We start from the raw sequence: 14,942 nt of genomic DNA, 5'->3' as shown, positions 1-14,942 counted from the left end.
AATGAAAAGTTCTATCAAGGGATAGGGGGTTAATATTGCTTAGAATTTACATCCTATTGAATTACAGGAGCTAAAAAAATAATAATATGTTACGCGGTTGCAATTTGTGGCGAATTATTGAGGAAGTTGTGGGTATTGACCAGAAGAAGCAGGGGGGAATGCCGTTTTCCCCTGCTGTGGAGCGTAGCGAAAACTTGGTTTCACGCCCTCCGAAGTTGCTCTTGGTGGGAAACCCACAATACCGCACTACTCTCTATATTTATATATGAGGTTTCTCCCTTGCTCCCTGCTCCCTGCTCCCCTGCCTCTTCGTGACAGTTGATGGTTGAGTGTGTATTAACAAACTTTAGACCTTTTGTCCCTTGATTGGGATTGAATGTTTTGATCAAACTTCTGGAGTACAGTATTTAGCAATTATTTTTTCTAACTGAGATAAATCAATCGGCTTGGAAATATAATCATTCACTCCTGCATTCAAGCAATTTTCGCGATCGCCTTTCATCGCCATTGCAGTTTGAGCAATCAGGGGAATCTCTTGATATTGTTGATTTTGGCGCAGTTGTTGAACTAGTTCTAAACCATTACTGTCTGCTAATTGGATATCCATTAAAATTACAGCTGGGCTAACCTGTGCCAAAAATTGCCATACTTCTGCTGCATTCTTGACCCAAGTGACCCTATATCCCAGTTTCTCCAGATAGATTTGCATCATCTGGGCATTCTCTAAATCATCCTCTAGCAACAAAATATCCCTAGAGTTGGAAGATACAGAAACAGAAGCCTGGATAATTACTTCCTCTTGTTCTGTTTCATTTTGATCGGCTAATTCTGGTAGTTGCTCCAATGCAGAAGTTGGAATTAAAGGGAGTGCGATCGTAAATTGAGAACCTTGATTTACATCTGATTCTAATTTTATCCAACCACCGTGAATTTCAGTTAATTTCTTAGTGACAACTAAACCCAAGCCAGTACCCTCTCCACGAGTAGTTACAGTATTGGCAATTTGGCAATAGGGTTGAAAAAGGTGACTTTGGAGTTGTTTAGGAATACCACTACCAGTGTCCCAAACAGTAAAGTTCATAAATGAACCATTGAGATCAACCTTTAAGCCCACACTTCCAGTAGAGGTAAACTTAAGGGCATTAAACAATAGGTTCAACAACATTTGTTTTAGTCGTAAAGAATCTGCGATTATGGTTGTGATGTTATTGTCTATTTCTTGTCGCAGTTTCAAACCCTTGTGGCTAGCTTTTTCTTTAACTAGTGCTAAAACATTACGGCACAACTCAGGTACATTTACTTCTTCCCACTGCACCTCTAATTGATCAGCTTCAATTTTGGATAAATCTAAAATATCGTTGATTAATCCCAATAAATGTTTGCCACTGGAAAGGATGATATTTAAATATTCCTGATGCTTTTCCTGGCTGGGATCATAACCTCCTTTAGCTAATAGAAGTTGAGTGAAACCGAGAATAGAGCTTAAGGGAGTACGGATTTCATGGCTGGTATTTGCCAGAAATTGATTTTTGAGTCGATTGGTACGCTCTAGTTCCTGATTAATTTTTTCTAAATCCTGGGAAGATTTTTGTAAAGATTGTATTTGTGTTAGTTGTGCTAAAACTTGGGCACATTGTTGAGCCGCATTTGCCATCAGTCGAGGTATTAGGTGGACTGTTTCATCAACCTGGGCTGACTCCTCTCCAGGTTGGGCTATTTCTGTGTCCACAATTAACCAAGCCGTAAATGGGGTAGAACTATCTGGTAAACGCCAAGCCTTTTGAGGTACTTGCTGTTCTATATTTTGCAAGTCCTGAAGCGCAATTTCTGTGGATAATTTTAAGGATAGCTTTCTTTGCTCGACAATGATTTCCCCAACCCATGCATCTTGTGAATCTTTTTCTGGGAAATTAGAAAGGTGATAAATTGTGCCTACAATGGCTTTTGGTGGTACAACTGCGATCGCTAAACAACTTTTAGTAAAACTTTCAACTCCACTGGCTTTCAGAGCTATTTGCAGCTCATCTAACAATGTTTGAAAAACTTCTGCTTCTGAGATTATGATTCCTGGCTGGGTTGATAAAGCCTCAGTCAACCTATTATTGAGACTATCTTGCAACTGTTTCAAGCTGCGTTTCAACCACAATTCAGCATTGAGTCGCCGAATTGTCGCCAAAAGATTTGGCGCTTCATCGACCTGGGAGTTAGGTTCTGGGAAGCTTGATTGTTGCTGCATGGTCAGTTAGACCGTTGAACATATAGTAGGTGTTATGGCTGTAAACGAATATGAAAGTAAGATTTTATGTATATTAGTTCACATTTTCTCCACTAGTTATAAACTAAAACTGACCGTTTTGCATGTGACACAGACAGCAAAAAGGAGTGTATGAAATCACAGTCTTGAAAATTGGGAGTTGGGAGTGGGGAATCGGGAGTCGGGAGTCGGGAGTCGGGAGTCGGGAGTCCGGAGTGTGGGGAGTGTGGGCTGACTTCTCACGGTATGTGGAAAAGTCAGAGGGTGTGGGGTCTGGGCTGTAGGGTGTAGCAAGACTTTCTTCTTTTCCCTATACCCTACACCCTATCCCCTACCCCCTGCCTTTACAGGTGTTTTAAGACTTCCCGTGAAAAGTAAGAGTGTGGGAGGTGTGGGAAGATGGGGTGAAATTTATCTTTTTGTCCCCTTGTACTGTTTCCAAGGTTGTTGTAACCTACATTCGTCATCAGCAAACAAGGAAAATAATTTTCAAGAGTATGGGGTTTTGGGAATAGCCAATCTCTTCGGGAGTATGGGAATTTAAGAATTTTATGTAAATATATTCAAAATATGGATGCACAATTTGCTCAATTAATAGTCAATGGTATAGCAGTGGGAAGCATTATTGCTCTAGCAGCAGTTGGACTCACCCTCACTTATGGCATTTTACGGTTATCTAACTTTGCCCACGGTGATTTTCTCACTTTGGGCGCATATCTCACTTTTTTAGTTAATTCCCTACAAATAAATATTTGGCTGTCAATGGTAATAGCCGCAGTTGGAACAGTGGCTGCAATGCTTTTATCAGAAAAATTACTCTGGTCTAGGATGCGCTCGATCCGCGCTACTTCCACTACTTTTATTATCATTTCCATTGGGCTAGCTTTGTTTCTGCGAAATGGCATCATTTTTATTTGGGGTGGTAGTAACAAAAACTATGATTTGCCCATTACTCCGGCTTTAAAAATATTCGGTTTGAATGTGCCACAAAATCAGTTAATAGTCTTAGCCTTGGCTGTAGTCGCAATTTTAACATTGCATTATCTACTGCAAAATACCAAAATTGGTAAAGCAATGCGTGCAGTTGCTGATGATCTGGATTTAGCTAGGGTTTCAGGTATTAATGTTGACCAAGTTATAATTTGGACATGGGTAATTGCTGGTAGTATTACATCCTTAAGTGGCAGCATGTATGGTCTAATTACTGCTGTCAGGCCAAATATGGGTTGGTTCTTAATTTTACCTTTATTCGCTTCAGTTATTTTAGGCGGAATTGGTAATCCCTACGGTGCGATCGCTGGTGCTTTTATTATTGGTATTGTCCAGGAAGTTAGTACTCCCTGGCTCGGCTCTCAATATAAACAAGCCGTGGCTCTGATAATTATGATTGCCGTATTGCTGATTCGTCCCAAAGGTTTATTTAAAGGTACGATTTAGATACAGATGAGGCAGAGGAGCAGGGAGCAGAGGAGATGAGAGAAGGAGTGATGGAGGGAAGGAGGGAAGGAGGGAAAGAAATAATATTGTTTCTCACTCTCTCACTCTCTCACTCTCTCACTCTCTCACTCTTCACACTTCCCACACTTCCCACACTTCCCACACTTCCCACACTCTTCCTCACTCCCTCATTCTTCCTCTCCCGCATGGTAAGAGCTACGAACTAAGGGGCCAGAACGAACATGGGAAAATCCCATTTCTCTAGCGATCGCACCTAGTTGCTCAAATTCTTCTGGAGTCCAATACTTTTGTACTGGTAAATGTTCTAAAGAAGGACGCATATACTGACCAATGGTGAGGCGATCGCATTTTACGTTTCTCAAGTCAGTCATAGCCTCCATGACTTCCTCCACAGTTTCACCATGTCCCAACATCAAACCAGATTTAGTAGGGATAGATGGGTCAATCTCTTTAACTACTTGCAAAACCCATAAAGAGCGATCGTACTTTGCTCCCCGACGTACTGGTGCAGTTAAGCGGCGCACAGTTTCAATATTATGATTGTAACAAGCGGGCTTGGCTGACACAATTGTCTGAATACGTTGTTGTTGTCCTTGCTCTCCGACACCAGCACCACCCCAAAAATCTGGTGTCAATACCTCAATTTGAGTTAGGGGGTTTAGTTGACGAATTGTCTCCATCGTCTTGACAAAATGACCTGCACCCTGATCTGGTAAATCATCCCGAGAAACAGAAGTGAGAACTACATAACGTAATCCCAAAATTTTTACCGCTTCTGCCACTTTTTGGGGTTCCTCTAAGTCAATAGGCATGGGAGCATGACCTTTATCTACCTGACAAAAGGCACAAGAACGAGTACAAATAGGTCCCATTAATAGAAAAGTAGCTATTTTTTGGGAGTAACACTCTCCTCGATTGGGACACCGTCCTTCTTCACAAATTGTGTGAATTTGGCGTTGTTTAATAATGCGTTGTACGGTGGAAAGTTCGCTAGCTTTACCAATGGGACGACGTAACCATGAAGGCATAGCAGCAATTTCCGCCCTCAATTGGGTTTGTTTACTCGAAGTCATAAAGATTGTAAAGACAGAAGTTGTTTCCTAGTAGCTTACGCAATTAATGGGTAAATTTTCTACATTACTACTTCTTCTATTTTGACTTCATTATTTTATGTACCAGTATTTTTCTCAGGAAAAGTTGTATAAAATATATGATTTCTCATCAATATATCCCAGAATATACTATCCCCCAATTCCGGAAAATTTTGGATATAGTGGGAGCATTCTTAAATTACATTGGCGGAAACGCCTTGGAAAACTAAAGTTTCTGTTAGAGTAAGTAGTCGTGGCAAGTAACAAAATCCTAGTTATTGATGACACTACAGTCGTCCGGATTAAAGTCAGGGAAATGTTACCTCCGGGTAACTTTCAGGTATTAGAAGCTAAAGATGGGATCGAAGGATTAAATTTAATCCGTAAAGAAAAGCTGGGTCTAATTATGTTAGACTTTCTATTACCAAAAATGAATGGCTGGGACGTTTACCAAGAGATTCAGGCACAACCGGAATTAAGAAAAATTCCTTTGGTAATTATGTCTGGTCGAAAGGAAGAGGTGGTTGAAAAACTGCCAGAGCCCTTCCAGTATTTTGAATTTCTCGGTAAGCCTTTCGACCAAAAACAGTTGATTCTTGCCATTAAGGCGGCAATGGCGAAGGCAAAACTACCACGTGAAGATGATGGTACTAGTGCCAGTTCTAACAACGAACCATCAACACAAATAAATCCTGCTGCTACCGCAGCAGTAAATTCCTCTGGGGAAATTGAAGCTCTAAATGCAAAAATTACTAAAATGCAAGCAGAAATTAATGGTCTGAAGAAGCAGTTAACTCAAGTTGTGAGTTTCATTAAACAGAAAGTCAAGTAGTAACATTTTAGATTTTAAATTTTAAATTTTAATTTTTGCTCGTGAAATAATTAAACAGGGTCTGCGGAATAAATATGAAAACATTGATTTATCAACAGTTTTAGGCTCTTTTAAGCGAATAAAGTGTAAAGAATTGACACTCTCACCGTTAACTGCTTCGCAGTGTAACAGGAGATTCTTGTTTCTCAGAAACACGCTTTTTGGCACAAATACCAACAAGTCTTACTGCTTCTCCACAAGCTTGAATTTCTGTGTGTCCCACAGTATTTGTTGACAGTATTCTTATCCCTTCAGTCCTCAAGTTCCGTGATGCGTTTTCATCTCTGTCATGGGTTGTTTGGCAACTTGGACAAATCCACTCACGGATACTTAGATTTAGGAAATCATTCTTATATCCGCAGCATGAACAAAGCTTTGTACTGGGAAAGAATCTGTCAACTTGAATGAATTTACCTCCCTTTGCTCCATTTATATAGGTTTGAGGTTTAAAAATTTTATATTGACAATTTTTTGGAGTCGAAAAAAATGACAACAATAGGGGTGACACTTTTCCCATTCCCTATTCCCTATTCCTCATTTCCTATGAAATTCACTCCTTCCCTTTATGAACAGTGGCTTTTAATTTGGGATAAGCAATTCGTTTGTGATGAAATTGCTGCCATACTTGCACAAAAATATGGGCAATTTCTGTAATTTCCTCCCGTTTAAGCCCAGAGTCTACCAATTGATTATCTTGCCATCGAGCGCGGAGAATATTATTTACCATTGTCAAAGCTTTTTCTGGAGTTGCATCTTTTAGCGATCGCAATGCTGCTTCACAGGAGTCTGCTAACATGACAATACCTGTTTCCCGAGATTGAGGAATTGGTCCCTGGTAACGAAAGGAACTTTCCTCTACTATAAAATTTGGATCTTCCTTGGCAATTTGTTCAGCTTGATGATAGAAATAAGCAATTTGCATAGTCCCCTGATGCTCAGGGATAAAAGCCTGGATTGCCATTGGTAAGCTATGTTTACGTGCCATGACTAACCCTTGGGAAACATGCTTTTTAATAATTTCTGCACTTTTCCAAGGATCTTTAATTTCTGTATCATGTTTATTGGGTCCCCCCATTTGATTTTCAATAAAAGCTTGGGGGTCATGCATCTTACCAATATCATGATACAAAGTACCTGCCCTAACCAACTCCACATTACATCCTAATTTTTTGGCAGCAGCCTCAGCTAAGGTAGACACAAATAGGGTGTGTTGAAATGTTCCTGGAGTTTTTGTCGCTAGTTGCTGTAACAATGAGCGGTTGGGATTTGCTAGTTCTGCTAAGCGAATTGGGGTGATTAAATCAAAGATTTTTTCTAGGTAAGGACTTAAACCCAAAGCGACAATACTCCAAATTAAACCAGATAAACCGAATAATACGGCTTTTTGAAGTATTAAATAGGAAGCTGCACTAAAGGGTACACCTCCCAATAAAAGCTGAATCACTAAATAAACTCCAGCTTGTGTCAGGGCGATTGCAATTCCTAATAATGCCAATTCTTCCCGTGAATGTAACCTTTGGGCGACACAACTACCTAATATTCCCCCAGCTGCACCGGCTATTAAGGCGGTTTTACTAACTTCTAAGCCAATGGGTACTATTAATAATAGTAATCCAATCACCGTTACCCCTAAAGTTGAACCATAAAAACTACCAAGTAATAAACCAATACCACTCCAGGTAGCATAAGGAATCCCAAATCTCAAAACTAAAGGCACACTTAAGGTTAACAACAAAAATAACAAGCAATCTCTTTGTCTTAATCGGCGCTTGATTCGTCGTTGTACTAGTATAAAAACACCAATACCTCCAATAACTGCACCTGTCAAGAATGTTAATCCCAACCAATTAATTTCCCTGCGACTGAGGCGATAGTATTCTAGGACTGTAAATTGCCATGGGGTAATGGTTGTTCCTTTATGAACAATTACATCTCCTTTCTTCACATTTACCAGTATCGGCTGAATGTCAGCAGCAGCTTGTTGAGCTCGCAATTTAGTTTTAACTTCATCTTTGAGGAGGTTGGGCTGAATTATTTTTAATAAAATAATAGTTGCGATATTTTGACCGTTTTTTGGTACAGAAGCCTGGACATTTAGTCTCACCACATCCGGTAGTACATTTTCGGGTAATCCTGGTGAAATACCTTGAGCCAGGATTCGCTCTGTTATGTCCTCAATTCCCATCTGTGTTTTTTGCCAATCGTCATCAGATATATCCAAAATATTGCTTTGTTTAAATATTGATTGTTTTTGAGTATCAACTATTTGTGAAAGCTGTGTACGAGCTTGAATATAGCCTTGACGAGCTGTAGATATTTCTGAAAATAACCCAGATAAATTTTGAGCAGAAGTCTTAAGACGATAGGCGGCTATTTCTGCTACTATTTGGTCAAATTCACTGGAACCATTGGAAATATATTTATTTTGCGGTTTTGTTTGTAGTTGATTAATTCGTGAGGATTTTCCAGTCAACCCCTTCGATTTTTCCTTGCTGTAATATTCTACGGCGGCTTGCAATTTTTCCCACTCTCTATCATTAGAAGAGCGCAAGTAAACTTGGGAAGCAAGAGATAAAATAGAAGGATTAACAAACGGTAATGAACCCGCAGTAGTACGAAGCCTATTAATCTGACTCAACAGTTGTTGTAATTTTTGGTCGATTTGTTTGTTCACAGAGGTATCGACCATTAGTACTGGTAAGGAACTTTGACTAGCCGCTTGTCTTTTGTTTTTAGTTTGTTCCAGGTCTTCAATTAGACCATTTTTGGGGGCAATAATTGTTTGTGGCGCAATAGTTTGTGGTTTTAGTTTGGGCTGATTGTATAGTTTATGACCCATTACCCCTGTAAGAGATACTACAGATAGTGTAAATACAACAGGGTAATGTATTTTGATTGAGCCTAAACTCAAATTAATAGGACTCTTGGTTTTCACTGACTTTATTTTTCAACCAGATACTGTTTTGTGTAGGTGTCCGGCTCGATCATTGCTAATATTCCTCCATAAATCTGTCAGTATCAAACTAAGTGGGAAAAAACTCTCAGGGTTTGCCACTTTTCGCTCTGGCTGTAATCCAAGATCGGAAGTAAACTCACTATATTTTTCCCTACTCAAGCCACTTTAACGCAACTTTTCACTGATCACTAAAATGAGGGATTATTTTATAATTTCGTTGCTACTGCTAAGCTATGGCAATGGGTAGGCTATTTCCCCTATACTTTCCTACAAAGTCTAATTGATAGGTTGATTGCTAAATAATAATTTAATTGTTTTGAGTGGCCATAGGGCAAGTATTTTCATAACATCCACAATTTCTAACTGAATCAGGGGAGCAAATTATTTGATCAGTTGAGAGGCAAATAACAGATGTGTTTAGGGAAAAATTAGGAGATTATATTAGCGGATAATATCAGGAGCTGCGATCGCTTGTAAGTTGATTAAATTTTTATCTATAGCTAATCCTCCTTGGGCAACATTAGTTAGATCTGAATGTAACTCATACAATCCTGACCAGTGAGCTAACAATACATCTGCTAATTTTAACATTTGCCCAAATTCATTCAGTTGCCATTGTGGTAGTTGTGGTGATGATAACTGTCCTTGCCAACTCACTGGTATACCCAATGTACTGTTATAAGCTGCTGAAAGGGCGGCAACAAGGGTAGGAATAGCAGATAAACTACTTGTTTGACGAGAACGTCGAATTGCTAAGGTAAAGTCTTCTAAGGTACTTAAACAGCAGTAAAATGTCGTTGCTATCATACTACTGGCTGCCTCTACTTCCCCTAATTCGGTTTTTACCCTTGCTAATCCAGCCCTCTGTTCTAACAAAGAATTAAGTTTTAATAATTTTTGAGGGAGTATAGTAGAAGTCTCACCGATAAACGAGATGATTTGCAAGTTGAGGGTACTTGGATGCAGCTTTTCTGTAATCGATTGGGCGATCGCATAAGCAAATGCTAAGGTTATATCTTGCCAAATTGCTTCTACTTGCCATACTTGTAGTAACTTTAGTAAGTTTTGCCGTAGTTTTAGACAATTATCATGAAAAAATAAAGCTACTGGCAAGGTAACTAAAAGTAATCTATATGAATTAGTAAAATTCTTGTATGGTAGGCTTTGCCAATGATTTAAATCTAATCGACCTTCCTCTATTAAACTCATCGCCCCTAAGGTCGTTAATTGGCAATGTGAAAGTTCCTTGGTTTGTTTATTTTCCCTGTCGAAAGGAATAGTATCTCCCAGACATATACCAACAAAAGTACCTCTGAAATGACTGCCTAGAGAATAGCGCATAGATTAATAATTCATTCTAGTCTGGGACAAGTATTTTGCAGTAGTTCATTTCTGACTACTTGTTACTTGCAAGTGATTTACCAATGCCTGTAAGCCCAATAGATAACTTTGGGCTCCAAAACCACTAATCTGCCCCACCACAATTGGTGCCAGGTATGAATGATGGCGAAACTCTTCCCGACGATAAATGTTACTTAAATGCACCTCGACAGTGGGTAAATTCACTGCTGCGATCGCATCTCTGATGGCTACACTAGTATGAGTGTATGCTCCGGCATTAATTAAAATACCATGATGCTCTCCCAAAGCCTGGTGAATCGCATCAACTAAAACCCCTTCATGGTTTGATTGTAAGGGGATAATTTTTACCTTGAGCGTTTCGGCTGTCGCTGCTAATAAGTTATTAATAGCATCCAAGGTAAGGGAACCATAAATTCCTGGTTCTCGTTGACCCAATAAATTTAAATTTGGCCCATGTAGTACTAGAATGCTCAAAACACTCGGCTGTGAATTCTCCACCTCAATTCTTCATCAACGTCGGCGAGATCTATTATCTACGGGAATGGGGATCAATTCTGGCTCTGGCTCAGTTTCTGGTCCTAAAAGGGACTCAATTAGCCTGCCTGCCAATTCTTTCAGCTTTTCTAGTACCTTTTCAATGTAGTCCATTAAACCGACCGCTCCTGAGAGAGTAATTCAATTTCTGATTTGGAGAAAGTAGCTTGCTTGCAGATTCCTGTATTATAAGTTGAGCTTAGGTATTGTTACACTCATAAGGAATGAGCTGCATATTAATTTTTGTGTTGTTTCCTCCTTCACTTTCTAGAATATCACATTCGCAAAATATAAGACACTCTTAGATATTCTCAGTAACAAAATGTATTATCAATAATCGTAATATCAGTAATTATAACTAAGGAAAATAATTACCAATGTTCCCTTCTTATCAACTACCAACTATAAATGCTCTTCAGCAACCTACAACAAATGCTTGGGTGGAGCAAGCAATTTCTAACTTAGATACTATTCTTCTCGATCATGCTCACTGCGAGCGCAAAGCCGCTGGGGTGGCTCTAAATTTCATGTTTCGCTACCCTTCTAATGTGAAAATGATTAAGGAGTTAACTAAAATTGCCAAGGAAGAGCTGGAACATTTTGAGCAGGTAAATGAATGGTTGGAGCGGCGAAATATACCTATGGGCCCTTTGAATGCACCTCCCTATGGTGCGGCTTTAAAAGCACAGGTTCGTCGTCAGGAACCACAACGTTTGTTAGATTCTTTACTGGTAACTGGATTAATTGAAGCTCGTAGCCATGAACGTTTGGGTTTGTTATCTATATATTGTCCAGATCCAGAATTAGCAGCATTTTATGGTAGTTTAATGGCTTCGGAAGCTCGGCACTACGGAACTTACTGGGTATTGGCTGATACTTATTTTGACCGTGAAGTTTTTATGGAGCGTTTGCAAGAACTAGCTATGGTAGAAAGCGAATTACTGGCAAATTTACATCCAGAACCGAGAATTCACAGTTAGAGTATGAAAAAATATTACCAAGATTTTCTTATTCGCAATTGGCAAGCCAGCGATGTTCACAAGGAACCGCCTGACGGCGATGTTCCCAAGGAACCACCTAACGGTGATCGCATTTATGCGGCTGAGGTTATTCGTTCTGTTTTGGCTGAATATGGTTTGGGTTGGGAACCAGAGGGGGCTGATAGGGATGTTTTACAGGTGGAAGAGTGTTATTTAAATGTGGGAGGTGAATTTTGGGTAATTGAACACCAGGGTAAGTTGGTGGGTACTGGGGCATATTATCCCGTTAAAAGGGGTCATAAGGCTGTAGAAATTAGGAAAATGTATTTGATACCCCAAGTTAGGGGTAAGGGTTTAGGGAAATATTTATTACAACAATTAGAAATTGCGATCGCGGCTCGTGGTTTTGAGCAAATCTGGATTGAAACTGCTTCTGTTTTAGCCGAAGCAGTCAAGTTGTATGAAAGCAATGGTTATCAACCAGCAACAGGGGTGGAAACAACTCGTTGCGATCTTATTTATATTAAACAGTTATGATTTTAATCTGTTATCTTTCGTAAAGAAATTTAAATACTGTGTTTTTCATGGCTAAACATTAAATTTCACCACACTTGGCAATAGTATATCTATTCCTTCTTCGGGGACAAGCCTAGTTTTTTACGGAAAGAGTCGTCGTATATCGCCGCTTTCCAATTTGTGGCTTTTTGTATTTGCTCTACTGTTAGGTTCTTAGCTTGACTCAAGTCAGCACGAATCAAATTAGCTCCACTCAAATTAGTTTCACTCAAATCAGCACCAATCAAATCAGCACGACTCAAAATAGCCCCACTCAAATCAGCACCACTCAAATCAGCACCACTCAAATCAGCCTTACTCAAATCAGCCTTACTCAAGTTAACACCACTCAAATCTTGATTCTTTAAGTTAGCTTCTGTTAGGTCATTATCCTCACCAGGTTCAATTCGATATGCACCTTTACCTTTGATTTCATACTTTTCGGGGAACTTAGTTCCATCATTATATAGAGCATCTTTTAAATTAGCTCCTTCCAAGTTCGCTCCAGTTAAAATTGCATTTCTAAGATCAGCGCCAGGACCAATTCGATATGCACCTTTACCTTCGATTTCATCATCTTTAGGGAACTTAGTTGCATCATTATATAGAGCACCTTTTAAATTAGCTCCTTTCAAGTTTGCTCCAGTTAACTTCGCATTTCTAAGATCAGCACTTTTTAACTTAGCTTCTTCTAAATTAGCATCTCTAAGATCAGCATCTCTAAGATCAGCACCATTGAGATCCTCATTCGTTAAATTAACACCTGTTAAATTAGCATCTTTTAGGTCAGCACCAGGAGCAATTTTGTATAATTTGTTCGATTCTAGTATCTTTTTGTTAAAATACTCAGCTTTATTGGGAAACTGAGTTTTCTCATTATACAGAGTTCTTTCAAACTCCGCCTGATTTAATTTTGTGTTTTGTAAGTTTGTACCTCTTAAATCAGCTCCTTGAAATTTAGCTGCTGTGAGATCCTGCTCTCGGAGATCCCATCCTTTAAGATTTGCTTGGCGTAAATCAGCACAATGACCAATTGGGATCATACCTATAGCTTTATATTCCTGATGAATATCGGGATTAGTGTCACCACACTCTTTATCCTTTTTCTGATTAGTCTGCTTATATTTCCCGTTATCCTTAACCTTAAGGTTAACCTCAAAAAGTAAATGCACCTTTTTTGGATCGTATATAGCTTTAGTGAATTTTGCTGTTTCTACTGTTTTGGCATTTCTTAAATCAGCTCCAAGTAAATTTGCTCCACTAAAGTCAGCCTTACTCAAGTCAGCGCTATTCAATTTAGCATTACTTAAATTAGCTTCTTGAAAATTTGCATCAGTTAGATCTGCATCGTTTAAATTAATGCCAGATAAAATAGCTTTAGGAGCTTCAAGTCCTGCTAATGGTTGACCATCCTTATTTAACCTTTCGAGAGCAATCCTTCTACCACTACTAGCTCGATCATCTTTACTATCTCGAATTGCTTCCCAAGCTTGGTAGTGTGCTTCAGCCTTTTCCCGTTCTGAAATCTCTGTTCTTTCAGGTATATCCAGAATAAAGAAAATCACAGCTACCAAAATAGATAAGCGACCTAGATGATCCAGAATGGGAAAAAGATCCATTTGAGTGAGTAACCGATTCAGCCATTCCACTCTAATTTCCGCTCTTTGCAAATTTACATTCCATGAGTCTTTATGAGATTGGGCTAATAACTCTCGATTGCAGTAGTCTTCAAATAGTTGACGATATATGGGTAGTGGAATTTTACATTGTTTAGCTGCTTTGATAAACTCATTTTCCCAATGTTCGCGCAGAACTGTATTTTTAAGATCACTTAACTCATCAAAATAGCCATGTATTTCCCTCCATCTTTGTTCAGCTTTATCAATTAGTTTTTTTACATCTTCCTGATTTTGAATTTTTTCTCTTAGTTGTTTTTCTTGTAATTGTTTTTTCTTGGCTAGATACAGATATATGTAGACTGAATTGTCTTTTTCTAAATTCCCTTCTTTTATATCAGCAAATTTAAATGTAGTATCCGATGTGATTCCCCAGTCTTCAATAATCGCATCAGTCAGTATAGCTTCACTCAAATCAGCCTTGTCCAAGAGGGTTCGCACAAGTTTTGCTTTAGATAAATCTGTTTTTTGGAGGAGAGCATCCTGGAGGTTAGTATCAATAAAGCTAGCACCTTGTAACTCTATTCCACTTAAATTAATTCCTTGAAGATCCAAATTGTCAAAATTTTTAAATTCATCTGTTATCTGATATTCTTCATTGTCTTTCTTATCTTCTTCGATGTCTTTCTGATTAAATAAGTCTCGTACCTGTGGATATTGTAAATAAGTTCCTTGTAAGCGAGCATAATGTAGATTTTTGACACCATCCCAGTGAGTACCAATCATTTTAGTCACACCAGTAATATCAACATTCATCAAATATCTATTTTTTTGTATCTTTTTAGAAGTTTTATAATTTCTAAAATCTGTATTTTTTAAATCTGCTCCAGTAAAATTAACACCTGTTAAATCTGCACCTCTAAATTTAGTAGACTTCATGAGTACTGATAAAGCCACACCAATTTTCAGGAAGGGTACATATCTCGCATCCTTATTAGCTAAAGCGCGTTTACCAATTTTATAACCGAAGTAAGTCCCAATTCCTATTCCTAGGATACAAATAAAATCCAGTATACAAATATGTTCAAATTTTGCCCAATTGAAGTTAATACTTTGTCCATTCTGTATCATCTGAATACCACATAATCCAGTTTTTAAGCGTTGCAATAAAACTATGATCAATACACCTAATTTAACCAATGGAATTACCCGTGCAACATATTTTTTTTGATAACTATAAAAAATTCGTATAAGTAAGTCGGCAC

General features: G+C 38.6%; 12 protein-coding genes and 1 pseudogene. 5 read left to right on the top strand and 8 right to left on the bottom strand.

All coding sequences use genetic code 11. From position 1 onward, the window contains the following. Window positions 1–86 precede the first annotated feature (86 nt). Window positions 87–269, top strand: coding sequence for a hypothetical protein (locus tag CALSC_RS24000; protein ID WP_088243746.1), 183 nt, complete (start codon window positions 87–89; stop codon window positions 267–269). 116 nt (window positions 270–385) lie between these two features. On the opposite strand, the gene hrmK is transcribed toward CALSC_RS24000, so the two are convergent. Continuing rightward, window positions 386–2,236, bottom strand: a complete 1,851-nt coding sequence (gene hrmK / locus CALSC_RS23995) for a hybrid histidine kinase/response regulator HrmK (protein ID WP_088243745.1) — start codon at window positions 2,234–2,236, stop codon at window positions 386–388. A gap of 588 nt (window positions 2,237–2,824) precedes the next feature. Here hrmK and CALSC_RS23990 point away from each other — a divergent pair. After that, window positions 2,825–3,691, top strand: a complete 867-nt coding sequence (locus CALSC_RS23990; protein WP_088243744.1) for a branched-chain amino acid ABC transporter permease — start codon at window positions 2,825–2,827, stop codon at window positions 3,689–3,691. A 188-nt stretch (window positions 3,692–3,879) separates the two neighbouring features. On the opposite strand, the gene lipA is transcribed toward CALSC_RS23990, so the two are convergent. Continuing rightward, a complete protein-coding gene (gene lipA, locus CALSC_RS23985) occupies window positions 3,880–4,785 on the bottom strand; it encodes a lipoyl synthase (RefSeq protein ID WP_088243743.1) in 906 nt (301 codons plus the stop codon). A gap of 271 nt (window positions 4,786–5,056) precedes the next feature. Between lipA and CALSC_RS23980 the strand changes: the two genes are divergently transcribed. After that, a complete protein-coding gene (locus CALSC_RS23980) occupies window positions 5,057–5,635 on the top strand; it encodes a response regulator (RefSeq protein ID WP_088243742.1) in 579 nt (192 codons plus the stop codon). Between the two features lie 310 nt (window positions 5,636–5,945). Here CALSC_RS23980 and CALSC_RS27690 read toward each other — a convergent pair. From CALSC_RS27690 to CALSC_RS27145, 5 genes and pseudogenes are all read right to left on the bottom strand, one after another. Continuing rightward, a pseudogene (locus CALSC_RS27690) lies at window positions 5,946–6,191 on the bottom strand (zinc ribbon domain-containing protein); the annotation flags it as partial. 33 nt (window positions 6,192–6,224) lie between these two features. Continuing rightward, complete coding sequence (locus CALSC_RS23970; protein WP_200817736.1) at window positions 6,225–8,609, bottom strand: HD family phosphohydrolase; 2,385 nt, start codon at window positions 8,607–8,609, stop codon at window positions 6,225–6,227. A 462-nt stretch (window positions 8,610–9,071) separates the two neighbouring features. Further along, complete coding sequence (locus tag CALSC_RS23965) at window positions 9,072–9,971, bottom strand: hypothetical protein (protein ID WP_088243741.1); 900 nt, start codon at window positions 9,969–9,971, stop codon at window positions 9,072–9,074. Window positions 9,972–10,016: 45 nt separating this feature from the next. Beyond that, window positions 10,017–10,466 carry a type II 3-dehydroquinate dehydratase gene (gene aroQ / locus CALSC_RS23960; RefSeq protein WP_235006922.1) on the bottom strand — a complete coding sequence of 150 codons (450 nt, stop codon included), beginning with the start codon at window positions 10,464–10,466 and terminating at the stop codon, window positions 10,017–10,019. A gap of 36 nt (window positions 10,467–10,502) precedes the next feature. Continuing rightward, window positions 10,503–10,640, bottom strand: a complete 138-nt coding sequence (locus tag CALSC_RS27145; RefSeq protein ID WP_200817735.1) for a hypothetical protein — start codon at window positions 10,638–10,640, stop codon at window positions 10,503–10,505. Between the two features lie 263 nt (window positions 10,641–10,903). On the opposite strand from CALSC_RS27145, the gene miaE reads away from it, so the two are divergent. Together miaE and CALSC_RS23950 are read left to right on the top strand one after the other, a co-directional pair. Next, a complete protein-coding gene (gene miaE / locus CALSC_RS23955) occupies window positions 10,904–11,506 on the top strand; it encodes a tRNA-(ms[2]io[6]A)-hydroxylase (protein WP_088243739.1) in 603 nt (200 codons plus the stop codon). Window positions 11,507–11,509: 3 nt separating this feature from the next. Then, the gene (locus tag CALSC_RS23950) at window positions 11,510–12,043 is read left to right on the top strand and encodes a GNAT family N-acetyltransferase (RefSeq protein ID WP_088243738.1); all 534 of its coding nucleotides are present in this window, start codon (window positions 11,510–11,512) and stop codon (window positions 12,041–12,043) included. 89 nt (window positions 12,044–12,132) lie between these two features. Here CALSC_RS23950 and CALSC_RS27685 read toward each other — a convergent pair. Continuing rightward, window positions 12,133–14,942 (bottom strand): pentapeptide repeat-containing protein (locus CALSC_RS27685; protein ID WP_235006921.1); only part of this gene is annotated, 2,810 nt, incomplete at its 5' end.

The organism is Calothrix rhizosoleniae SC01 (assembly GCF_900185595.1).
GTDB lineage: Bacteria > Cyanobacteriota > Cyanobacteriia > Cyanobacteriales > Nostocaceae > Calothrix_A > Calothrix_A rhizosoleniae.
Note: the sequence above shows the minus strand (reverse complement) of the source record. Positions and strands in the feature narration are given on the sequence as shown.